A 21,348-nucleotide genomic window follows, 5' to 3' on the forward strand; every position below is an offset into this window, starting at 1 on the left:
GTCATGCAGCCTTTGCTTTTCCGGTTCCCTCATGCGCCGCCTTGGTGCGGGCCTGCAGGTCGCGCAATGTATTGAGTTCGAGTTCGCTTGGCGCCGGCGTTTCGTCAAGCGCCTCGGCGAACTTAACCACCCAGCCACAGCTCTCCTGCACCTGCTGGCGGGTGACGCCGGGATGCAGCGACACAACGGTGAATTCCTTCGTCACCGGATCCGGCTTCCAGATAGCGAGGTCGGTGACCAGCAGCGTCGGGCCGGCGGTATCGATACCCAGCCGCTGGCGGTGATCGCCGCCCTCGCCATGGCCGAAGGAGGTGAAGAAGTCGATTGTCTCGACCATGCCGCGCTTGGTCTGCGCCATGGTGATGTAGATCTCCTTCGACGAGGTCGCGATCTCCGGCGCGCCGCCACCGCCGGGCAGCCTGGTCTTCGGGTGGACATAGTCGCCGATGACCGTGGTGTTGATGTTGCCGAACTTATCGAGCTGCGCGGCGCCGAGGAAACCGATCGAGATGCGGCCGCCCTGCAGCCAGTAGCGGAACATTTCCGGCACGGCGACGGTGGTGACGGCGGTCTCGCACAACTCGCCATCGCCGATCGACAGCGGCAGCACGTCAGGTGCTGTGCCGATCGTGCCGCTCTCGTAGATCAGCGTGATATCAGGCGCATGCGTCAGCCGCGCCACATTGCAGGCGGCGGACGGCGCGCCGATGCCGACGAAGCAGACATCGTCATTCCGCAGCGCACGGCTGGCGGCGATCGTCATAATCTCGTTGGGGGTGAAGCCGAACTCGCTCATGCCGCTTTCCTCAGATGGTCGACTCGGGCCGCGAAGTCACCGGCGTTCTTCTCGATGACGTTTGCCTGCATCCAGGCCTGGAATTTCCCGCGGTCGGCAGCGATCTCGTCCCATTCGAGATAGGCGGCGTTGTCGCGGGCATAATAGCCGTGCGCGTAGGACGGATGCGAACCGCCAGGCACCACCGAAATCGCCGCGATCGTCCAACGCGGCAGCACGGTCAGATTGGGGTGCAGATCGTCGAAATTGTCGACCACTTCCTCCACCGTCACCACGGCGCGCTTGGCCGCCAGTACAGCTTCCTTCTGGATGCCGATAATGCCTTCGACCAGCACATTGCCTTTTTTGTCGGCCTTCTGCGCATGGATGAAGGTGACATCGGGCCGGATCGAAGGCACGGCTGCCAGCTCCTCACCAGTGAACGGACAGGTGACAGACTTGATGTTCGGATTGACCGTGGCCAGGCCGGCACCACGATAGCCGCGGAACACCGCGCAGGGCAGGCCGGCCGCACCCGCCTCATAGGCATTGGCCATGCCGGCGTGGCTATGCTCCTCGACCTCGATCGTCCGGGGGAAACCGTTCTCGATGGCATCGCGCGCGCGCCGCAGCAGGCCGACGCCGGGATTGCCGACATAGGAGAAGACGATCTTCTTCGCCATGCCCATGCCGATCATCTGGTCGTAGATCAGGTCCGGCGTCATGCGGATCAGGGTCAGGTCGCGGAAGCCCTGGCGGATCGCCTCATGCGCGGCGGCTGTCGGAATCAGATGGGTGAAGCCTTCGAAGGCGACGGAGTCGCCATCGTTCAAATTCTCGGCCACGGCCTGTTTGAGCGGCAGGAACTTGACCATCGATCGGGCTCCGGATTCAAAAAGTTCGTATTGCGAACTTATGTATTGTATGCGAAACTTTCTACGCTGAGTGAGGACGCGGAGTCAATCCTGGCGACGATGCCGTTTGGCGGAGGTGAGATGGACGAAGAGGCTGCTTCCCGTGACCATGTCGGCTCGCTGGAGCGTGGCCTTGCCGTGATGGAGATTCTCGCCCGCCACCCCCAGGGCATGACGCTGACCGAGATGGCCGAGGAAGCCGGCCTGACCCGTGCCGGCGCCCGCCGCTTCCTGCTGACGCTTGTCGCCACCGGCTATGCCACCCAGGACGGCCGTGTGTTCTCGCTGTCGCCGCGCTTGTTGACCGTTGCCCGCACCTGGCTCGGCGGCGGCTCGCTGTGGAGCTTCGCCGCGCCGATCATGCGTGCTGTGGCAACGCAGTTGAACGAGGCCTGTTCGGCGGCGATCCTGTCGGGCCAGGATGTCGTCTATGTCGCCCGCATCCCCGGCCGCCGCATCCTCAGCGTGTCGCTCGATGTCGGCACCAGGCTGCCCGCCTATTGCACCTCGATGGGGCGCATGCTGCTCGCCGGCCTGGCGCCAGGGGACCTCGACAAATTCCTGCACCAGGCGACCATCGAAAGACGGACGCCGAAGACGATCACCGACATCGGGCTGCTGGCCGAGGCCATCGGCAAGGCGAAGGCGAACGGCTTTGTGATCGTCGACGAGGAGCTGGAGCTCGGCCTGCGCTCCATCGCCGTGCCGATCCGCGACCGCGCTGGCAGCACGGTCGCGGCGATCAATGTCTCGACCCAGTCGGCGCGATTTTCGGTCGCGGAGATGGAACGGGAAATCCTGCCGGCGCTGCTTGGGGCCAGAGAGCGCATCGAGGATTTCTTCGTGGTTTAGGTCGCTTCTCGCGACCTCAATGCTTTATCCGATCCCGCATCGCGTACCACAACATGCCCAGCACATAGAGCGGCCCACGCAGGGCCGTGCCGCCGGGGAACGGCAGCGGGGTCAGCGTCGAGAACAGATCCAGTCGCGAGGCATCCCCGGTGATCGCTTCGGCGAGCAGCTTGCCCGACAGCGTCGACAGGATGACGCCCTTGCCGGAATAGCCATGCGCGAAATAGACCTCGCCATAGTGCCCGACATGCGGCAGCCGTGATGTCGTCACCGACACCAGCCCTCCCCAGGCATGATCGATGCGGCAACCCCTGAGTTGCGGGAAGGTGGCTTCCATATGCGGCCGCACGAAGCCGGCTATGTCGGCCGGCGGCGATGGCGTGTAGCGCTCGCCGCCGCCGAACAGCAGGCGGCCGTCTGCCGACATGCGGTAGTAATTGACGACGAAGCGCGTGTCCGACACCGCGACATTGGCCGGGATGACGTTGCGCGTGCCCTCCAGCGGCTCGGTGGCGACGATATAGTTGCCAACCGGCATGATGCGGCTGTTGACGCGCGGCTCCAACCCATGCAGCAGCGCATCGCCCGCCAGCACGACATGTTTGGCGCGCACCGACCCCTTTGAGGTCGAGACCCGGATCGCAGGCTCGCGCTCCAGTTTCACAGCCACCGAATTCTCGTGGATGACCACGCCGGCGGCCACTGCCGCACGGGCAAGGCCGAGCGTGTAGTTCAGCGGATGCATGTGGCCGCCAAGCGGCTCGTACATCGCGCCGTGATATGATGTGTCGACCTTGGCGCGGGCGTCCGCCGCCGAGAGGATCTCGACATCGCGGAATTTCATCACGCTCTCGAGGCACTTGGCCTCTTCCTCCAAATCCTTGAGATCGGAGCCGTTGACGGCGCCGACCAGATGGCCGGTCAACCGCAGATCGCAGTCGATGGCATGGCGCTCGATGATGTCGAGCACCAGGCCGCGCGCCTCGAAGGCAAGGTCAAACAGCACCTTCGCCCGCTCGGGGCCGTAAAGCTTGACCAGGCCCTTGGCGCCCTTGCGCAGGCCGGGGATCATCTGGCCGCCATTGCGGCCCGATGCGCCCCAGCCGATCTTGCCGCCTTCGAGCAGCACCACCTTCAGGCCGCGCTCGGCGGCGTGAAGGGCGGCCGACAGGCCGGTGCAGCCGCCGCCGACAACCACCAGGTCGGCTTCGACATCGCCGACAAGCGCCGGATGGTCCGGCGCCGGATTGGCGGTGGCGACATAATAGGATTTGCCGATATCGAGGCCGGAATTGAAACCCGTTGAAGATGCCATGATCACACCTTCAGCAGCAAATGGTCGCGTTCCCAGCTCGTCACCACGCTCTGGAACAGGTCGAGTTCGACGCTCTTGACGCGCAGATAGGTCTGGAAGAAGTCCTCGCCGAGCAGTTTGCGCACCGGCTCGCAAGCCGTGAAGCGGTCGAGCGCCTCCTCCATGGTTTTCGGCAGCGTGCTCTTGATCTTGTAGGCGTTGCCTAAAGCCTCGGCCGAGCGCGCCAGTTTCTGCTCGACGCCGAGATAGCCGGCGAGCAGCGAGCCGGCGATCGCCAGATAGGGATTGGAATCGGCACCCGGCAGCCGGTTCTCCACGCGCCGCGCCGCGCGGCCACCGGCCGGCACGCGCAGGCCGCAGGAGCGATTGTCATGCGACCATTCGATGTTGGCCGGCGCGCTGTGGTTCGGCCGTATCCGGCGGAACGAATTCACGTTGGGCGCGAACAGCGGCATGATCTCCGGCACGTATTTCTGCAGGCCGCCGATGAAATGGCCGAACATCTCGGTGTCGGCATCGTCAGCGCTGGCAAACAGCGCATTGCCCGCCTCGTCGACAACAGACATGTGCAGATGCATCGAACTGCCCGCTTGCGCCGCGATCGGCTTGGCCATGAAGGTGGCGTGCATGCCGCATTGCTGCGCGGCCTGGCGCGTCAGTCGCTTGAACAAAAGCACCTGGTCGGCCAGCTGCAGCGCGTCGCCATGCAGGAGGTTGATCTCCAGCTGCGCCGTACCCGATTCATGGATCAGCGTGTCGAGCGGCAGTCCGGCGGCCGCGGCATAATCATAGACACGCCGGATCACCGGTTCGAATTCTTCCAGTGCCACCATGTCATAGGGGTGCTGCACGGTTTCAGTGCGGCCATTGGCGCCGACCGGTGCGCTGAGCGGCCTGTCCGGATCGGGGTTGGGCGCGGTGAGATAGAATTCGACCTCCGGCGCCACCACCGCGCGCCAGCCGCGCTGGCGGTAGAGATCGAGCACGGCCCGCAACACATGGCGCGGCGAGGCCATCCATGGCCTGCCGTCCATGTGGAAGGCGTCGGCGAAGACATAGGCCTTCCCCGCCCCGGCACCCGGCGCCAGGCACAGCGTCGAAACGTCAGGCACCATGCGCATGTCCGGGTCCGAATAGGCAAAGCCCTCGTCGATCGAGCCGGAATAGCGGCCGTCGATGCTGACCAGGAAAGCGCTACTCGGCAGATAGAGCGCACGGTCTTCCAGCGCCTTGAAGAATTTCGCCGTCGGCAGCGCCTTGCCACGCAGCACGCCGTTCATGTCGGGCACCAGGCACTCGACCTCGTTGATGCCGTGCTGGGCCAGCCAAGCCTTGGGATCGTTGGTCGCGGTATTCGTGTTCTTGTCGAGCATTTCGTTCAAGTCCGTATCAGAGAGAGTATGGCTTGCGCGGCCACGTCCGTTCCGGGTTGCAGCGCCATCCGGGCTGCATTGTCCCTCAGGCGGGCGCGCATGGCGTCGTCGGCCAGCAGGCCGAGAATGGCTCTCTCAATACTCCTTCGGTCCAGCCGTCACGGCCGATATGGTCGCCGGTGCCGGTCTCTTCGGCGCGGCGCGCATTGTCGTGTCCATCCCAGCAATAGGGCATGATCAGCGACGGCACACCGAAGCGCAGCGCCTCGCAAAAACTGTTGTTGCCGCCATGGTGGATGAACAGGTCCGACTTCGCCACCACCGATGGCTGCGGAAACCAGGCGTCGAGATAGACATTGTCGGGCACCGCGCGATAGGCGTCGCGCAGGCCACCGACATTGACGATGAAGCGCGCCGGCAGCCTGTCGAAGACGGTGAGCATGCGCTCGATCAGCCCGACATCCATGGCGCCGAGACTGCCGAAGGCGACATAGACCAGCGGCCCGCCATTGCGCGGAAACACCGGCACCTCGAACGGCCCTTCCGAGCGCACGCAGCCCTCGAGATAGACGAAACGTTCGGGATCAAGCGGCTCAGCTCGTTCGCGCCGCACGATCGCCGGCGTCAACAGCAGATTGAGGTCGGGCGAGCTTTCGAGGAACAGGCCCTTCGGCAACGGCGTCAGGCCGGCATCGACGCGAAAGCGGTTGAAGCGGTCATGTGCCGGGGCAGAGGCCGTGAGGTAACGGGCCTCGAACGCCGCGCGTTGCGGATCGTCGGCAGCCATCCCTGAAAGGTAGGGCGGCACTTCGGCGTCCGGCAGTTCCGTCTCGGCGCAGGAGACGACACGCACCCAGGGGCAGCCGGCGGCGGCGATTGCCGGGAACATGATGACATTGTCGAGCACAACCGCATCCGGTTTCAGCCGCGCCAGCAATTGCCGCAGCGGCGCCTCGGCATTGACCGCCGTGTCGACGATCGCTTGCCAGGTCGGCGCGACATAGGTCTCGAGCTGGTCGATCGGGCTCAGCCGGAAATGCGGCAGGTGCCGGCGCACGAAGGCCTGCCAATAACTCTGGCGCTCGCTGTCGCTCAGCGGCTCATCGGTCGGCAGCTGATATTCCTGGAAACCATAGTCGGCAAAGACGCCGGAGAAGCCGGCATGGCAGATGAAGACGGGCCGCGCGCCCTTGGCGCGCAACGCCTGCGCGATGCCGACGCAATTCAACGCAGCGCCGAAGCTTGCTTCGGGAAACAGCGCGATGGTCGGGCTGGCTTTGCGCGTCAATTAATCCTCGTCATTCCGGCCGGCTGATCATGCCGAACAGCGCGGGGGGCGCCGCGGCTGGCCGCTTGCGGTCGCTGGTTGCGGGAGAGCCGCAGGTGGATGCGAAGCAGATCGGCAGCCACCTCATACTGCCGGCTTTCAAGATGGTCGAGTATGTTCAAATGTTCCAGCAAGGATTGCCGCAGCCGGAAGACGTTGACGCCGGCATAGATGCCCGGCAGCCGGCGCAGCCGGAGATGATCGGCCAGCGCGTCGGCGACGAAGCGGTTGGCACAACCCTCGGCGATCATGCCGTGGAAATCCATGTCCAGCCGCTGGAACTCGCGCGTATCGAATGCCGCATCCGGCTGCGCTGACAGCGCGTCCATGCCCTGCCGCAACGCCGCCGCCCGCGCGCCGTCCAGCCGAAATCCAGGTATCAGGATGGCCGCTGGCTCCAACAACAAGCGGAACTCATAGCTTTCGCCTTGCGCTTCCGGATCGTCTGGCGTGCGGCGGAACAGCCAGGACTGGCCGGGCGCACGGTCCAGAAGATTCTCTTCCGTCAGTTTATTAAGCGCTTTTAGTACCGTCTTTCTCTCGGCACTGTACCGTCGCATCAAGCCTGCGGCGGTCACTGTCTGGTCCAATCGCCGCGCCGACCGGTCGCGCAGAATCGCTTCGGCGAGCTCGTCTTCCTCCGCGGCAGGCAATTCGGCTGATATGGCCGACTGTGCGGTAAGGTCCACAGCCAGATGATAGCCGGTATCGGCCTCCCAACGCACGACGCCCCGCTCCGCGAGCAGGCTGAGTGCGGCCCGCACCGGTGTGCGCGAGACATTGCACAGCGAGGCGATCTGCTGCTCCGGGAGACGCGTGCCGGGTTCGAAACCGCGCTGCCGCGCCACATCCAGGATGCGCTGCGCCAGATCGAGATGGTTGGTGCGAGGTCGTCGGGCTGCGGCTTGCATGACAATTCTCGGTGGACGGACGTGACCTACATGATTTGACCGATCGGCCTCGCGGACGCAATCGGCCAGATTCCTCGGTCGCTTGACAAATTATGGATTGACGTACTTTTTTCTGCAATAGTACTGTCTATGCAATCGGCGAGAAAAAGACCGAGGGAACAGGATCGAAAGCAGCGGCATGGGTCGCGCCCGGTCCAGCACAGAATTCGACGATCAACCGGAATGGGAGTCTGCCATGACCGCTACCAGCCCGCGGCGCCGTGCGCTCAAGGTTTCTTCAATCGCTGTCGGCCTTGCCCTGGCGCTGTCGGCGCCGGCGATGGCCGCCGACCTCGTCATCTCCAACTGGGACGGCTACATGGCGCCCGACGCCATGGCCGCCTTCAAGACCGCCACCGGCGTCTCCGGCGAAGTGGTGGTGCACGCCACCAATGAAGAGATCATGGGCAAGCTGATTGCCGCCGGCGGCAAGGGCTATGACGTGGTCTTCGTTTCCTCGCCCTTCGCCGAGGTGCTGAACAAGCTCGGCCTGACCGAGCCGATCGACCACGCCAAGGTCCCCAACTTCGCCAACCTCTACCCGGAAGCGACCAAGCTGCCGCACGATGTCGGCAACACCTTCTCCGTGCCTTACACCTGGGGCACGACCGGCCTCTGCTACCGCTCGGATCTGGTGAAAGTAGCGCCGACGAGCTGGAGCGACCTGCTCGCGCCTTCCGACGCGCTCAAGGGCAAGACCACCATGCTGGCGACCGATCGCTGGCTGCTGGCCGCCGGGCAGCTCGACAAGGGCTTTTCCGTCAACGAGACCGACCCGGCCAAGATGGCCGAGGTCAAGGACCTGCTGATCTCGGCCAAGAAAACCCTGCTCGCTTATGACGACACCACCTTCTATTCGAAGCTGGTGTCGGGCGAGGCGCTGATGGTGCAGGCCTGGGACGGCTGGTGCAATTACGGTATCGCCGAAAAGCCGGAGATCAAATACGTCATTCCGAAGGAAGGTTCGGATCTCTGGGTCGACACGATGGTGGTGATGAAGGCATCCGAGCACAAGGACGACGCCTTCAAGTTCATCAACTTCATGCTTGACGCCAAGAACCACGCCTGGGCGGCGCAGAACATCGACTACAAGGTGCCGAACAAGCCGGCGATGGAAAGCCTGCCGGCCGATTTCCTGGCCAAATTCCCCAACATGGCGATGCCGGTGGCCGACCTCGTCAAGTTCGAACAGCTGCGTGACGTCGGCGAAGCCCAGCGCGACTATTCCAAGATCGTCAGCGAGATCAAGGCCGCGCAGTAAGTGGCGCAGACATCACGGCCGGCGGTGCTTCTGCCGCCGGCCCTGAGCGGTACCTGAGAAATTGTCCCAGACCCGACTTCGTTCCTCCCTGCTGATGGCCCCGGCGCTGGTCTGGCTGACTGCGCTGATGGTGGTGCCGTGTGCATTGGTGCTGGCGCTCGCCTTCTTCCGGCGCGGCATCTATGGCGGCATCGACTACACCTTCACGCTGGAGAATTTCGGGCTGGTCTTCGACCCGCTCTATGCTGGCATTTTCCTGAAGTCCGCACGCATTGCCGGCACGGCTACCCTGATCGCGGTGGTGATCGGTTATGCCGCCGCCTATGCCATCGCAGCCGCCCCGCGCCGGTGGCAGCCAGTGTTCCTGTTTTTTGCCGTGCTGCCGTTCTGGTCCAACTATCTGATCCGCACCTATGCCTGGATCGTGCTGCTCAACCGCGAAGGCCTGATCACCCAGCTTCTGCGCTGGTTCGGCTACACCGGCGAGCCGCCGTCGATGCTCTATACGGAAGGCGCAGTCATCGCCGGCCTGGTCTACAACTATCTGCCCTTCGTCATCCTCGCCTGCTACGCGCCACTGTCGCGCCTCAACCCGGAACTCGCCGAAGCCTCGCGCGATCTCGGCGCTTCCGCCGCCACCACATTTCGTCGTGTCATCCTGCCGCTGACCGTGCCCGGCATCGCCGCCGGCGCGGTCTTCGTCTTCGTGCTGTCGATCGGCAATTTCGTCACACCGGCGCTGCTCGGTGGCGGCCGCTTCCAGATGATCGGCAACCTCGTCTACGACCAGTTCCTGACCGCCAATGACTGGCCGTTCGGCGCGGCACTCGCGATGGCGCTGATCGCCATCATGCTGCTGGTGCTGATGGCGCAGGCGATGGCTGCCAATCGCGCCGCTGGGCGTGCGGCTGAGGCAAGAGGTAACGTCGATGGCTGAGCGCTCCCCTGCCACGCGGCGCACGCTCTGGCTCGTGCTCGGCCTCGTCTTCGCCTTCCTCTACATCCCGATCGCCGTGCTGGTGGCGCTGTCCTTCAATGAAGGCGGGTTGCCCACGGCATGGTCGGGCTTCTCCCTGAAATGGTATGTCTCACTCGCCCACAATTCCGCGATCCTGTCCGCCGCGCTCAACACGCTGATCGTCGCCCTGGTCTCGACCGCAATCGCAACCTTGCTCGGCACACTGCTGGCAATCGGCGTCGAGATGCGCCGGCAATATGGCAAGGGCCTCGAAGCCCTGATCTTCGCGCCGATGATCATCCCCGACATCGTGCTGGCGATCGCGTTGCTGTCGTTCTTTTCCATGCTCAACCTGACCATGGGGCTGCACACCATCATCCTCGCCCATGTCGTCTTCAACCTCGCCTTCGTCTGCTCGGTGGTGCGTGCCCGGCTGAAGAACTTCGACTGGTCGATCGTCGAGGCCTCCGCCGATCTCGGCGCCTCCGCGCTCACCACGTTTCGGCGCGTGACCTTGCCGGTCATCCTGCCAGCGGTGATCGCCGGCGCGCTGCTTGCCTTCACGCTGTCGGTCGACGAGTTCATCATCGCCTTCTTCACCGCTGGCGCCGGCCGCGCCTCGACCACGCTGCCGATGCAGATCTACGCCATGATCCGCTTCGGCATCACGCCGGAGATCAACGCGCTGGCGACCATCGTCATGGCGGTCTCGATCACCGCGCTCACCCTGTCGCAGCGGCTTAACCGGGGAATGATCGGCCAATGAGCGAACCGCGCACGCTGCTGGCCATCGATCATGTGTCGAAGAATTTCGGCCGCGTCACCGCCGTCGACGGCATCTCGCTCGATATCCGGGAGAACGAATTCTTCGCGCTGCTCGGCCCCTCCGGCTGCGGCAAGACCACGCTCTTGCGCATGCTCGCCGGTTTCGAGACGCCGAGCGACGGCCGCATCCTGCTCGACGGCAAGGACATCGCCAGGACCCCGCCCAACAAGCGGCCGGTCAATCTGATGTTCCAGTCCTACGCGCTGTTTCCGCATATGAGCGTGCGCGCCAATGTCTCCTATGGCCTGGAAATGGAACGGCTGCCGGCTAAGGAAATCCGCGCGCGCGTCGACGCCATCCTGGCGACCACCGAACTCGTCCCCTTCGCCGACCGCAAGCCGGAACAACTGTCGGGCGGCCAGAAGCAGCGCGTCGCGCTCGCCCGCGCCCTGGTCAAGCGGCCCCGCCTGCTGCTGCTCGACGAGCCGCTCGGCGCCCTCGACAAGAAGCTGCGCGGCGCCATGCAACTGGAACTGAAGCGGCTGCAGCACGAGGTCGGCATCACCTTCGTCATCGTCACTCACGACCAGGAAGAATCGCTGGTCATGGCCGACCGCATGGCGGTGTTGAAAGACGGCAGGCTGCTGCAATGCGACACGCCGCACGCGGTCTACGAGCATCCGGCCGACCGTTTCGTCGCCGACTTCATCGGCGTAATGAATTTCGTGCCGGGCAAAGTGTCAGCCGATGGCGTGGTGGCGGCGAATGGCGCGCGCATTGCCGGCAAGGCGCCCGCCACGCTCACACCGGGCGCATCGGCGGTTGCCTCGGTGCGGCCCGAGCGCATCCGACTGTTTCCAGAGGCTCAGACCGCCAACCGCACGACCGGCACCGTCGAGGCGCTGGCCTATCACGGCCTCGACCTGCAGCTGCATGTCCGCACACCGCTGTCGCCAAAACCGTTCCTGGTGCGCGTCACTGCCGATGCCGCCGACCGCAGGCCGGTTTCGTCAGGCGACCAGATCGAACTCGGCTGGGATGCCACCGATGTCAGAATTTTTGAGGAATAGAGGAGAAGCTTGATGGCGCAGAAGACGATCGCGTTTTTTTCCCGAAGCGGCCTACGGCCCGGCGCTCAATTCCGTCGGCATCGCGCAAGCCGTCGAGGCGCGCGGCCACAAGGCTGTGTTCCTCTCCGATCCCGGTTTTGTCGAGGTCTACAGGGGCTACGGCTTCGAGGCGCATCCGGTGAACCTGTCCGAACCGATGCCGCCCGAACAGATGGCGAAGTTCTGGGAGGATTTCATCAACGGCCACATCCCGAATTTCCGCAAATCGCCCTACGACCAGGTCGACAACTATGTGAAGGATTGCTGGACCGCGATCGTCGACAGCGCCAAATGGGCGCAGAAGGACCTGCCGGGCGTGCTGGCCGCCATCAAGCCCGACGTGATCTGCGTCGACAACGTCATCCTGTTTCCGGCCATAAAACAGTTCGGCAAGCCATGGGTGCGCGTCATCTCCTGCTCGGAAAACGAGATCGAGGACGAGGACATCCCGCCGCATCTCTCAGGCTGCGGCGAGAACGACCATGCCGGACATCAGCGCTACCGCGACCACTTCAACGCGGTGATCAAGCCGATCCACGACGACTTCAATGCCTTCCTGAAGGCCAACAACGAGGCGGCCTATCCGGTCGGCCAGTTCTTCGAGGCGTCGCCCTATCTCAATTTGCTGCTCTATCCCGAGGCGGCAAAATTCAAGCGCCGTCATCCGCTTGATCTGGCAAAGTTCCAGTATCTCGAAGGCTGCGTGCGGCAGGAGAAGCCTTATGCGATACCGACCTTCGCCCAAAACAATGACGGGCCGCTGCTCTATGTCTCCTTCGGCAGCCTGGGTGCGGGCGATGTCGAGCTGTTGAAGCGCATCATCGCGACCCTGGGCAAGACGCGCTACCGCGCGCTGGTCAATGTCGGCGGCTACAAGGACCAGTACACCGACGTGCCCGGCAACGTCATCGTCGAGAGCTGGTTCCCGCAGCCTTCGGTGATCCCGCAGGTCGATGCGGTGATCCACCATGGCGGCAACAACTCGTTCACCGAGTGCCTCTATTTCGGCAAGCCGGCGATCATCATGCCCTATGTCTGGGACGGCCACGACAACGCCACCCGGGTCGAGGAAACCGGCCACGGCTTCGGCATGCCGCGCTATGACTGGAGCGATGCCGATCTGGTCGCAAAGATCGAGGCCTGCCTGACAGATCCCAGGATCAAGGCGAAGCTGGCGAAGACTTCGGCGCAGATGCACGCGCAGAATGGGCCTGAGAAGGCTGCAGGGCTGCTGGAGGCGCTGCTGTGACCTCTTCCGCTCCGCACCTCCACCAGGCCTCCACCCGCACCGATCTCGTCGACTGGGGCGCCCAGCCCGACGCACTGGAAGGCGCCTCGCACTCGACCGGCCGGCTTGTGCACAAGGGACCCAACAACCAGCCGGAATCCGGCATCTGGGTGTGCACGCCCGGCCGCTGGCGGCTCTCGATCCCGCGCGACGAATTGTGCCATTTCGTCGCCGGCCGCGCGACCTACCGCTCGGATGTCGGCGAAGTGATAGAAGTGTCGGCCGGGACCGTGGTCATGTTCCCCGCCGGCTGGACGGGCGAATGCACTGTGCATGAGACCATGCGCAACGTCTACATGCTGGCCTGAACAGCAACGGAGCTACACGACATGTCGACACCGCATTGGCCGCAGGCCTCGGCCGTTGAACTGGAGGATTGGGGCGCGGGCAGCAACACGCTTGCCGGGGAGCCGCGCGCCTCCGGCAAGATCCTGTCGCAGAACCAGGACGGATCGAGCGAGTGCGGCCTGTGGTCCTGCACGCCAGGCACCCGCAAGGTAACATTTGCCGCCGACGAATTCTGCCACTTCCTGTCGGGTCACGGCAGCTATGTCCATGACAATGGCGAAGAGATTCGGGTCACGGCCGGCACACTGGTGTTCTTTCCCGCCGGCTGGACCGGCATCTCCATCATCACGCAAACGCTGACCAAGGCTTTCATGTGCCGGTGAGCATTTTTCAAGGAAATCGATATGACCACGCCAATCATGCAATCGCCGCTCGCAGTCACCGACCTCGTCGACTGGGGCGTCATCCCGACCATGATCGAGGGCCAGTCCCACACCTCGGGCAAGCTGCTCTACAAGGGACCGGAAGGCCGCTCGGAATGCGGGCTGTGGGTCTGCACACCGGGCAAATGGCACTGCCACGTCACCCGCGACGAGTTCTGCCACTTCCTCGAAGGCCGCTGCACCTATGTGCACGAGTCGGGCGAAGTCATCGAGATCGAGCCGGACACGGCAGCGTTCTTTCCGCAGGACTGGAAGGGCGTCTGCACCGTCCACGAGACGATCAAGAAGGTCTACATGATCCGCTGAGCCTTTCCGATAATTCTACCCTGCCGGACACCTGACGCGGCTTTCTGCGCTTCCGGTGCTCACGGACCTAAATGTCCGCTGCGCTCGTCGACGGTGTCGACCCCGAAAGCCGCGCCATCTGCCTCGGCAGGGCGAATTCTCAAAAGGCTCCATACGTGGAGGAGGACGAAAATGCATTTCTCCCCTGACCGGCCGACCTTCTTCGTCAATCCGGACTACCGGCCGATGGCCGGCGTAAGCAAACCGGTGATCGATCCGGCGACGCTGGAAACGGTCGGCGCGATCGCGGCGGCCAGCGACGGCGAGATCGACGCGGCGGTCGCTGCGGCAACCAAGGCGCAAGCCGCCTGGAAAAAGCTCGATGCCAAGAGCCGGGCAAAACACCTCCATGTCGTCGCCAACGCCATCGAGGCGGCCGATTTCACGCGCTGCGCCGAACTGATGGTGCGCGAGATGGGCAAGCCCTATCCCGAAGCGATCGGCGAGATCGCCAATTGCGCGCCGATCTTCCGTTACTATGCCGAGATGGCGCGGGACGATGCCGGCAAGATCGCCGGCACGACGCAGGCCGGCTCGTTCCAGTATGCGCGCTACGAGCCCTATGGCGTCTCCGTCCACATCATGCCTTACAATTTCCCGATCCTGTTGATGTGCTGGACGGTGGCCGCCTCGCTTGCCGCCGGCAATGCCTGCATCGTCAAGCCGGCCGAGGCGACGACGCTGTCGACACTGGACTACATGGCCGTGTTCCGCTCCCTGCCCGAAGGCCTCGTCTCCTGCCTGCCCGGTGGGGCGGCCACGGCGCAGACTCTGATCACTTCCGATCGCACCCACGCGGTCGCCTTCACCGGCTCGGTCGCTGCCGGCAAGGCGGTGGCTGTCGCTTGCGCCGAACGCATGAAGCCTTGCGTCATCGAGGCCGGCGGCAGCGATCCGCTGATCATCAGTGAGCATGCCCCGCTCGACATAGCCGCGGCGGGCAGCGTCACCGCCGCCTTCCATCTGACCGGCCAGGTATGCACCTCGGCCGAGCGCTTCTTCGTCGTCGATGCCGTGCATGATCGTTTCGTCGAATTGTTTGCCGAAAGGACACGTGCACTGCGCATCGGCAACGGCATGGACAAGACCGAGATCGGGCCACTGGTCAGCGAAGCGGCCCGGGCCAAGGTCATGCGCCTTGTGGACGACGCCATTGCCCACGGCGCCAAAGCCGTCACCGGCGGACGCATTCCGCTGGCGCACAACACCGGCTGGTTCTACGAACCGACCATCCTGACCGGCGTCACCCCTGACATGGCGATCGTGCGCGAAGAGTGCTTTGGCCCGGTCGCCGCCATCTGCCGGGTGAAGGATTTCGACGAGGCGATCCGGCTTGCCAATGACAGCCCATTCGGCCTCGGCGCTTCCGTCTTCACCACCGATCTCGCCGAAGCGCATGAGGCGGCCGAACGGCTCGAGGCCGGCATGGTCTGGGTCAACAATCCGCTGATCGACAATGACGCCTTGCCGTTCGGCGGCTGGAAGGCATCAGGCCTCGGCCGCGAGCTGGGACGGCAGGGGCTCGACGCCTTCCGCCGCTCGAAAATGGTCATCATCGACCACAAGCCGGCGATCCAGGACTGGTGGTATCCCTACCCCGACAGCTGGTTCCGCGAGACCGGCGGCCGCAAGCACGTCTGACCAAAAGCCGAGACGCCGCTCAGCCGATGCTTTCGCCGCCGTCGATCACCAGCGCCTGGCCGGTCATGAAGGATGAGCGGTCGGAGACCAGGAACAGGATCGCCTCGGCGATTTCGTCCGCGCTCGCCCAGCGCCCCATCGGGATCTTGGTGCGGACATAGGTTTCGATCGCCTCACGCCCACCCATCTGGGCGATGAACGGTTCGTTGAACGGCGTGTCGACCCAGCCCGGGCAGAGCGCGTTGACGCGCACATTGTGGCGGGCGTAGTCGAGCGACATCTGCCGCGTCATTGCCACCACCGCGTGTTTCGATGTCGCATAGGCGATCATCTCGCGGTCGTAGAACACGCCCGAATTGGAAGCCGTGTTGAGGATGACGCCACCGCCTTGCGCCACCATCGACGGCATCACGATCTTTGCCGCCAGGAACTGCGCCCGCACATTGATCCGCCAGGAGGCATCCATGCCTTCGGTCTCGACCTCGGTCAGCGTCCCGCCGACCTGGATGCCGGCATGATTGTGCAGGATGTCGATGCGGCCATATCTGCCGAGCGTGCCGGTAATCAGCTCGTCCACCGCCGCGTCGTCCGAGACATCGGTGGCGATGGCCTCCGCCTGCCCACCCGTCGCGCGGATGTCGGAAGCTGTCGCCTCGCCGCTGGCCTGATCCCTGTCAGCGATGATCACCTTCGCGCCTTCCCTGGCCATGATCATGGCGCCGGCGCGGCCGATGCCGGAACCGGCGCCTGTCACCACGGCGATGCGGTCTTTGAGGATCATGATGCGGCTTTCAGTTGGACGGCTTGCGCTGGCGCAGCTGCCATTGGGCAAGCACCACGAGCAGGACCGAGGCGACGAGCACGATCGTCGCGATGGCGTTGATTTCAGGCGTCACGCCGCGCCGGATCGAGGCGAAGACATAGATCGGCAGCGTCGTCTGCGCGCCGGCGACGAAGAAGGCGACGATGAAATCGTCGAAGGAGAAGGTGAAGGCAAGCAGGAAGCCGGCAACCACCGCCGGCATGATCTGCGGCAGGACGATCGAACGGAACGTCGTCAGCGGCGTGGCGTAGAGATCGCTCGAGGCCTCGACCAGATTGCGGTCGAGGCTGCCGAGCCGCGTGCCGACGATCATCGTCACCAGCGCCATTGAGAACAGGCCATGCGCGGCAATGATCGACCCATAGCCAAGCGACAGCTTGGGCGGCTGATCGCCCGGCCAGATCGAGGCGAGGAATGGATTGACCACGCCGAACAGCTGGACAAGCGCGACCAGCGTCGAGATGCCGATAACGACGCCGGGAACGACGATCGCGGCACCCAGCAGCGCGTCGAAGACGGCGCGGGTCCGCATACCCACGCGCGCCAGGCCGAGCGCAGCGGCCGTGCCACACACCGCCGCCAGAAGCGCACTGGTGGTGGCGATGAACAGGCTGTTCTTCAGCGCTTCGACCAGGAACGGGTTCGACAGCGCCGTGCCGTACCACTGCACCGAGAAGCCGGTGAACTCGCTGGCATGGCGGCCGGCATTGAAGGAGAACAGCACGACCAGCGCGATCGGCAGATAGAGGAAGGCAAAAACGGCGGTGACGAAGGCACGCATCAGATCAGGTCCACCCGGCGTGCGCCCGAAACCCGGGTCGAGATGCGGTTGGCGGCAATCAGCACCACCACCGAAACCGCCACCAGCGTGATCGCGATGGCCGAGCCGAACGGCCAGTTGCGCGACTGCAGGAACAGATCGACCAGCGCGTTGCCGATGAAGAACACCTTGCCGCCGCCGAGCAGCGTTGGGATCAGATACTCGCCAAGCAGCAGGATCATGACCAGCGAGAAGCCGGTCATCACGCCCGGCAGCGACAGCTTTAGGGTCACCCCCAGAAAGGTCGACAGCGGCGTCGCGCCGAGATCGGTGGAGGCCTCCAGCAGCCTGCGGTCGAGCCGCTCGAGGCTGACATAGATCGGCAGGATCATCAGCGGCAGATAGCCATAGACGATGCCGAGCAGGACGGCGCCCGGCGTGTTGATCAGCCTGACATCTTCGATGCCGACAAAGGCGAGCAGCGCCGGGATGCCGCGCCCGCCCAGAATGTACATCCAGGCATAGGTCCGCATCAAAAGGCTGGTCCAGAACGGAATGACGACCAGCGCGAGCAGGATCAGCCGCCAGCGCTGCGGCGCCTGCAAGGCGAGGTAATAGGCGACCGGATAGGCGACGAGCAGGCAGGCGAGCGCGCCGACCGGCGCCAGCACCATCGTGTTCCAGAAGGCGGTCGCCCGCGCCGGCAAATTGGCGTATTGCGCCAGCGTGAAGGCGGCCTGATAGCCGCCCTCCGGCGCCCGCTCGCCGACGCTGAAGATGGCTATGGCGATGAACGGCAGCACCAGGAACACCACCAGCCACGCCGTTGCCGGAGCGAGCAGCAAGGCGGTCAGGAAATTGTGACGAAATCTGTTGCCGTGCATTGAAAACCGCCCCGATGCCGGCGGACCCGTGCCCGCCGGTTTTCTGTCTGCGTCAGGCCGATCCTCAGGCCGACTTGAAGCGCGCCATCAGTTCGGCGCGGCCCGGATCGGTCAGCGTTGCCGCCGCGCCGAATTCGAGCGGCGTCAACAAATCCGCCGCCGGATAGAGGATCGGATTGTCGAGCACTTCCTTGGGCAGCAGCTTGTTGACGCGCGCATCGGTCGAGGGCGCACCGTTGGCGAGATGCTCCTTCACCGCGACCTGCGGATTCATCAGGTAGTTGAGCAAGGCATAGCCGGCTGGCTTGTTCGGCGCGTCCTTCGGGATGGCATAGAAATCGGTCCAGATCTCGCCACCTTCCTTGCCCAGCACATAGGCGATCTCGGGAATGTCGCGATGGAGCTGCGCGCCGTCATTGGTCCAGCACATCGTCATCCAGGCGTCGCCGGCGCGCATGCCCGGTTGATAGTCCGACGAGACCGCGAACAGATGCGGCTTGACCTTGAGCAGCAGTTCCTCGGCCTTGGCGAGCTCGTCCTGCTTGAGCGAGTTGAACGAGTAGCCATAATATTTCAGCGCATTGCCGATCGTGGTCAGCTGGTAGTCGTGCACCATGGTGCGGCCGTCGCCTTCGGCCATGGCGGTGTCCCAAAACTCCTTCCAGCTCGTCATCGGCTTGGTCAGCTTCTTGGTGTTGATGGCAAAACCCGTCGTGCCCCAGTTCTTCGGCACGGCGTAGATCACCTTGTCGATCGTGCCTTCCGAGGTGAAGCGCGGATCTTCCTGCGTGCCGTCGAAATTCGCCAGCTTGGCCATGTCGAGCGGCTCGATAATGCCGAGCTTCTTGTAGGTCGAGATCGTATAATTGGTCGGCACGAACAGGCTCCAGCCCGAGGCGCCGGCCTGCAGCTTGGCGAGCATCTCCTCATTGGAGCCGAACACATTGACCTCGACGGCGACGCCGGTGTCCTTCTTGAAGTTCTCGAAAGTCTGCGGGTCATGATAGTTCGGCCAGGTGGCAATCGACATGCGGTCGCCAAGGTTTTCAGCGGCAAAGGCCGGCGTCGGCATGATGCCGATCTCGCGCGCCATCACCGCCGTCGCGATACCAAGGCCGGTGAGGCCAAGGAAATCGCGGCGGCCGATCGAGCCGCGCTTCAGGCGCATCAATTGGTCTACGAATTTTTCAGGGCTTATCGGCAGTCCGTCACGATATGATTTCGACATTTTGGTTTACCCTCTGGTTGGTCCCGTTGTTCTTGGTCTCCGGAAACGCCAGCGGCGTTCCCGAGGCATAGCCGATGGCGACGGGTTCGCCCGGCTTGAAGAGATTGCCCTGGCCGATCAGATGGTCGGCCTTGGCCAGCAGCGTTCCGATGCCCTGGACCTCGATCGCGTATTCCGCGGTCGAGCCCAGGAAGATGCGGTTGCGCACGATGCCCTTGAGCGGACCGCCTGCTGGAGCGCCGAGGCTGAGCGATTCCGGGCGCAGGCTGACCGAAACGGTCTCGCCCTGGCGCAAGGCGGTGCGCTTGCGCGCCGCAATGACGGTGCCGTCGGCAAGCGCAATGTCGACCAGATCGCCTGAGTGTCCGGTGACGGTGCCGCTCAACAGATTGGTCTTGCCGACGAAATCGGCGACGAACAGATCGGCCGGCTCGTCATAGATCTCGCTCGGCTGGCCGAGCTGGACGATGCGACCCCCATTCATGACGCAGACGAAATCGCTCATCGATAGCGCTTCCTCCTGGTCGTGGGTGACCAGCACGAAAGTGATGCCGATCTCGCGCTGCAGGTTCTGCAGTTCGATCTGCATGTCGGTGCGCAGCTTCTTGTCGAGCGCCGCCAGCGGCTCGTCGAGCAACAGCACCGCCGGCTTGTTGACCAATGCACGCGCCAGCGCGACGCGCTGCTGCTGGCCGCCGGACAGTTCGTGGATCTTGCGGCCGCCATAGCCGGCGAGCCGCACCATTTCGAGCGCTTCGCCGGCGCGCCGGCCGATCTCCTGCGACGACAGGCGCGGTCGTGCCTGGCGCAGCCCGTAGGACACATTGGCTTCCACATCGAGATGCGGGAACAGCGCGTATTGCTGGAACACCATGTTGACCGGCCGCCAGTAGGGCGGCGTGCCGGCCATATCCTGGCGCGGATGAACACCTGGCCTTCGCTCGGCTGTTCGAAACCGCCGATCATGCGCAGGCACGTCGTCTTGCCGCAGCCGGACGGCCCGAGCAGGGCGACGAAAGCGGAGGGTGGAATAGCGAGATCGATGCCGCTGACCGCGGTCACCGCGCCATAGCGCTTGGTGACGCCGCGAAACTCGATGTCGGGCACTGCGGTCAAAGGCTGCGGCTCCAGCAACAAGGCAATTTGAGGACGCTACCAGAGCCAATGCCAGCTAGTATATACCTCGCAGGTGGTATATCTGATCTATTTTCTCGTTTAAGGGGGTATGGATTGAGCGCATCGCGCAGCGACGAATACAGCCGGCTCGCCGCCCTGGTCGCCGCGACGCGGGAGACGAGCGGCGATCAGTTCGGCAAGGCGATGGTCGACTGGCTACGCCAGCATATCGACTTCGACCATTGCGTGATCTTCGGCTATCGTGGCGCGTCACGACCGCCGCTGCTGTTCGAGACCTTCTCGCCGGCCGAAAGCCATGTCTTCGTCGCGCTCTATCAGGAAGGACCCTATCTGCTCGACCCGTTCCACCACGCGGCGGTCGAGCGCAAGGAAGGGTTCTGGCGCATGCGCGAACTGGCGCCCGACCGCTTCTATGCCAGCGAGTATTTTCGCTCCTATTACAGCCAGACCAGGCTCGCCGAGGAGGTCGGCTTCTTCGTGCCGCTGCCCGGCAAGGACGCGCTGGTGCTGTCGCTGATGCGGCTGCGCGCCTCAGGCCCGTTCGGCACCGCCGATGCCAGGCTGCTGCGCGACATGGCGCCGGCAGTGATCAGTTTCATCAGGTTGCGTTGGCCCGCCCTTCCCGCCGACGAGCCCGCTGAAGCCAAGCAGGACGAGACAATCGCTGCGGCCAACGAGTTCGACCGCGCCCACATCTGGAAAAGCCTGTCGCTGACGCCGCGCGAAAAGCATGTCGTCGACCTGGTGCTGCAGGGGCACTCGACGGAATCGATCGCGAGAGCCATGCGCATCGTGCCGGGAACGGTAAAAGTTCACCGCCGCAACATCTATCGCAAGCTCAAGATCAAGTCGCAGGCCGGCCTGTTCGCCCGCTTCGTCGAGATCATCGACGCGCGGATCCGGTAATTGCC

At 64.1% G+C, this 21,348-nt stretch carries 21 protein-coding genes and 1 pseudogene; 11 read left to right on the forward strand and 11 right to left on the reverse strand.

Annotated elements, in window-relative coordinates:
- Position 1 precedes the first annotated feature (1 nt).
- Both HB778_RS12955 and HB778_RS12960 read right to left on the reverse strand, forming a co-directional pair.
- The gene (locus tag HB778_RS12955; RefSeq protein ID WP_183464258.1) at positions 2 to 796 is read right to left on the reverse strand and encodes a CoA-transferase subunit beta; all 795 of its coding nucleotides are present in this window, start codon (positions 794 to 796) and stop codon (positions 2 to 4) included.
- Positions 793 to 1,650, reverse strand: coding sequence for a CoA transferase subunit A (locus tag HB778_RS12960; RefSeq protein ID WP_183464259.1), 858 nt, complete (start codon positions 1,648 to 1,650; stop codon positions 793 to 795). The genes HB778_RS12955 and HB778_RS12960 overlap by 4 nt, the downstream gene beginning before the upstream one ends.
- A 120-nt stretch (positions 1,651 to 1,770) precedes the next feature.
- On the opposite strand from HB778_RS12960, the gene HB778_RS12965 reads away from it, so the two are divergent.
- A complete protein-coding gene (locus tag HB778_RS12965) occupies positions 1,771 to 2,541 on the forward strand; it encodes an IclR family transcriptional regulator (protein WP_183464260.1) in 771 nt (256 codons plus the stop codon).
- A 16-nt stretch (positions 2,542 to 2,557) separates the two neighbouring features.
- On the opposite strand, the gene HB778_RS12970 is transcribed toward HB778_RS12965, so the two are convergent.
- The 4 genes from HB778_RS12970 to HB778_RS12985 all read right to left on the reverse strand — a co-directional run bounded on the left by HB778_RS12970 (position 2,558) and on the right by HB778_RS12985 (position 7,404).
- Complete coding sequence (locus HB778_RS12970; RefSeq protein ID WP_183464261.1) at positions 2,558 to 3,856, reverse strand: NAD(P)/FAD-dependent oxidoreductase; 1,299 nt, start codon at positions 3,854 to 3,856, stop codon at positions 2,558 to 2,560.
- Positions 3,857 to 3,858: 2 nt separating this feature from the next.
- Complete coding sequence (locus tag HB778_RS12975) at positions 3,859 to 5,229, reverse strand: glutamine synthetase family protein (protein WP_183465070.1); 1,371 nt, start codon at positions 5,227 to 5,229, stop codon at positions 3,859 to 3,861.
- Positions 5,230 to 5,314: 85 nt separating this feature from the next.
- The gene (locus HB778_RS12980) at positions 5,315 to 6,517 is read right to left on the reverse strand and encodes a glycosyltransferase (RefSeq protein ID WP_244661902.1); all 1,203 of its coding nucleotides are present in this window, start codon (positions 6,515 to 6,517) and stop codon (positions 5,315 to 5,317) included.
- Positions 6,514 to 7,404, reverse strand: coding sequence for a GntR family transcriptional regulator (locus HB778_RS12985; RefSeq protein WP_244661903.1), 891 nt, complete (start codon positions 7,402 to 7,404; stop codon positions 6,514 to 6,516). The genes HB778_RS12980 and HB778_RS12985 overlap by 4 nt, the downstream gene beginning before the upstream one ends.
- A gap of 298 nt (positions 7,405 to 7,702) precedes the next feature.
- Between HB778_RS12985 and HB778_RS12990 the strand changes: the two genes are divergently transcribed.
- The 9 genes from HB778_RS12990 to HB778_RS13030 all read left to right on the forward strand — a co-directional run bounded on the left by HB778_RS12990 (position 7,703) and on the right by HB778_RS13030 (position 15,605).
- Complete coding sequence (locus HB778_RS12990; protein WP_183464262.1) at positions 7,703 to 8,767, forward strand: polyamine ABC transporter substrate-binding protein; 1,065 nt, start codon at positions 7,703 to 7,705, stop codon at positions 8,765 to 8,767.
- 94 nt (positions 8,768 to 8,861) lie between these two features.
- A complete protein-coding gene (locus tag HB778_RS12995) occupies positions 8,862 to 9,704 on the forward strand; it encodes an ABC transporter permease (protein ID WP_183465071.1) in 843 nt (280 codons plus the stop codon).
- On the forward strand, positions 9,697 to 10,491 hold the full coding sequence (locus HB778_RS13000; RefSeq protein WP_183464263.1) for an ABC transporter permease: 795 nt from the start codon (positions 9,697 to 9,699) through the stop codon (positions 10,489 to 10,491). The genes HB778_RS12995 and HB778_RS13000 overlap by 8 nt, the downstream gene beginning before the upstream one ends.
- The gene (locus HB778_RS13005; RefSeq protein ID WP_183464264.1) at positions 10,488 to 11,561 is read left to right on the forward strand and encodes an ABC transporter ATP-binding protein; all 1,074 of its coding nucleotides are present in this window, start codon (positions 10,488 to 10,490) and stop codon (positions 11,559 to 11,561) included. Before HB778_RS13000 ends, HB778_RS13005 begins: the two co-directional genes overlap by 4 nt.
- A 115-nt stretch (positions 11,562 to 11,676) precedes the next feature.
- Positions 11,677 to 12,849, forward strand: coding sequence for a glycosyltransferase (locus HB778_RS13010; RefSeq protein WP_244661904.1), 1,173 nt, complete (start codon positions 11,677 to 11,679; stop codon positions 12,847 to 12,849).
- Positions 12,846 to 13,196 carry a cupin domain-containing protein gene (locus HB778_RS13015; protein ID WP_140776006.1) on the forward strand — a complete coding sequence of 117 codons (351 nt, stop codon included), beginning with the start codon at positions 12,846 to 12,848 and terminating at the stop codon, positions 13,194 to 13,196. Before HB778_RS13010 ends, HB778_RS13015 begins: the two co-directional genes overlap by 4 nt.
- A 21-nt stretch (positions 13,197 to 13,217) precedes the next feature.
- Positions 13,218 to 13,559 (forward strand): cupin domain-containing protein, encoded by a 342-nt coding sequence (locus tag HB778_RS13020; protein WP_183464265.1) that lies wholly within the window; start codon positions 13,218 to 13,220, stop codon positions 13,557 to 13,559.
- Between the two features lie 21 nt (positions 13,560 to 13,580).
- A complete protein-coding gene (locus tag HB778_RS13025; protein ID WP_183464266.1) occupies positions 13,581 to 13,925 on the forward strand; it encodes a cupin domain-containing protein in 345 nt (114 codons plus the stop codon).
- A gap of 171 nt (positions 13,926 to 14,096) precedes the next feature.
- Positions 14,097 to 15,605: an aldehyde dehydrogenase family protein gene (locus HB778_RS13030; protein ID WP_183464267.1), complete on the forward strand. Its 1,509-nt coding sequence runs from the start codon at positions 14,097 to 14,099 to the stop codon at positions 15,603 to 15,605.
- Positions 15,606 to 15,624: 19 nt separating this feature from the next.
- Here the strand turns inward: HB778_RS13030 and HB778_RS13035 are convergent, their stop codons facing one another.
- The 5 genes and pseudogenes from HB778_RS13035 to HB778_RS13055 form a co-directional block, all read right to left on the reverse strand.
- Positions 15,625 to 16,386, reverse strand: a complete 762-nt coding sequence (locus HB778_RS13035; RefSeq protein ID WP_183464268.1) for an SDR family NAD(P)-dependent oxidoreductase — start codon at positions 16,384 to 16,386, stop codon at positions 15,625 to 15,627.
- A gap of 10 nt (positions 16,387 to 16,396) precedes the next feature.
- Positions 16,397 to 17,209 carry an ABC transporter permease gene (locus HB778_RS13040; protein ID WP_183464269.1) on the reverse strand — a complete coding sequence of 271 codons (813 nt, stop codon included), beginning with the start codon at positions 17,207 to 17,209 and terminating at the stop codon, positions 16,397 to 16,399.
- Complete coding sequence (locus tag HB778_RS13045) at positions 17,209 to 18,072, reverse strand: ABC transporter permease (RefSeq protein WP_183464270.1); 864 nt, start codon at positions 18,070 to 18,072, stop codon at positions 17,209 to 17,211. Before HB778_RS13045 ends, HB778_RS13040 begins: the two co-directional genes overlap by 1 nt.
- 64 nt (positions 18,073 to 18,136) lie before the next feature.
- The gene (locus HB778_RS13050; RefSeq protein WP_183464271.1) at positions 18,137 to 19,300 is read right to left on the reverse strand and encodes an ABC transporter substrate-binding protein; all 1,164 of its coding nucleotides are present in this window, start codon (positions 19,298 to 19,300) and stop codon (positions 18,137 to 18,139) included.
- Positions 19,281 to 20,416: pseudogene (locus tag HB778_RS13055) on the reverse strand (ABC transporter ATP-binding protein). The gene HB778_RS13050 and the pseudogene HB778_RS13055 overlap by 20 nt, the downstream one beginning before the upstream one ends.
- Before the next feature lie 114 nt (positions 20,417 to 20,530).
- On the opposite strand from HB778_RS13055, the gene HB778_RS13060 reads away from it, so the two are divergent.
- A complete protein-coding gene (locus HB778_RS13060) occupies positions 20,531 to 21,343 on the forward strand; it encodes a helix-turn-helix transcriptional regulator (RefSeq protein ID WP_183464272.1) in 813 nt (270 codons plus the stop codon).
- The last annotated feature ends 5 nt before the right edge of the window (positions 21,344 to 21,348 follow it).

The organism is Mesorhizobium huakuii (assembly GCF_014189455.1).
Lineage (GTDB): Bacteria > Pseudomonadota > Alphaproteobacteria > Rhizobiales > Rhizobiaceae > Mesorhizobium > Mesorhizobium huakuii_A.

Excerpts from the sequence above, each read along its gene's own strand:
- HB778_RS12990 (WP_183464262.1), top strand. The coding sequence starts at position 7,703 with ATGACCGCTACCAGCCCGCGGCGCCGTGCGCTCAAGGTTTCTTCAATC.
- HB778_RS13040 (WP_183464269.1), bottom strand. The coding sequence starts at position 17,209 with ATGCGTGCCTTCGTCACCGCCGTTTTTGCCTTCCTCTATCTGCCGATC.
- HB778_RS12975 (WP_183465070.1), bottom strand. The coding sequence starts at position 5,229 with ATGCTCGACAAGAACACGAATACCGCGACCAACGATCCCAAGGCTTGG.
- HB778_RS12965 (WP_183464260.1), top strand. The coding sequence starts at position 1,771 with ATGGACGAAGAGGCTGCTTCCCGTGACCATGTCGGCTCGCTGGAGCGT.
- HB778_RS13045 (WP_183464270.1), bottom strand. The coding sequence starts at position 18,072 with ATGCACGGCAACAGATTTCGTCACAATTTCCTGACCGCCTTGCTGCTC.
- HB778_RS13025 (WP_183464266.1), top strand. The coding sequence starts at position 13,581 with ATGACCACGCCAATCATGCAATCGCCGCTCGCAGTCACCGACCTCGTC.
- HB778_RS13000 (WP_183464263.1), top strand. The coding sequence starts at position 9,697 with ATGGCTGAGCGCTCCCCTGCCACGCGGCGCACGCTCTGGCTCGTGCTC.
- HB778_RS13050 (WP_183464271.1), bottom strand. The coding sequence starts at position 19,300 with ATGTCGAAATCATATCGTGACGGACTGCCGATAAGCCCTGAAAAATTC.
- HB778_RS13020 (WP_183464265.1), top strand. The coding sequence starts at position 13,218 with ATGTCGACACCGCATTGGCCGCAGGCCTCGGCCGTTGAACTGGAGGAT.
- HB778_RS12995 (WP_183465071.1), top strand. The coding sequence starts at position 8,862 with ATGGCCCCGGCGCTGGTCTGGCTGACTGCGCTGATGGTGGTGCCGTGT.
- HB778_RS12955 (WP_183464258.1), bottom strand. The coding sequence starts at position 796 with ATGAGCGAGTTCGGCTTCACCCCCAACGAGATTATGACGATCGCCGCC.
- HB778_RS12970 (WP_183464261.1), bottom strand. The coding sequence starts at position 3,856 with ATGGCATCTTCAACGGGTTTCAATTCCGGCCTCGATATCGGCAAATCC.
- HB778_RS13035 (WP_183464268.1), bottom strand. The coding sequence starts at position 16,386 with ATGATCCTCAAAGACCGCATCGCCGTGGTGACAGGCGCCGGTTCCGGC.
- HB778_RS12960 (WP_183464259.1), bottom strand. The coding sequence starts at position 1,650 with ATGGTCAAGTTCCTGCCGCTCAAACAGGCCGTGGCCGAGAATTTGAAC.
- HB778_RS13005 (WP_183464264.1), top strand. The coding sequence starts at position 10,488 with ATGAGCGAACCGCGCACGCTGCTGGCCATCGATCATGTGTCGAAGAAT.
- HB778_RS13030 (WP_183464267.1), top strand. The coding sequence starts at position 14,097 with ATGCATTTCTCCCCTGACCGGCCGACCTTCTTCGTCAATCCGGACTAC.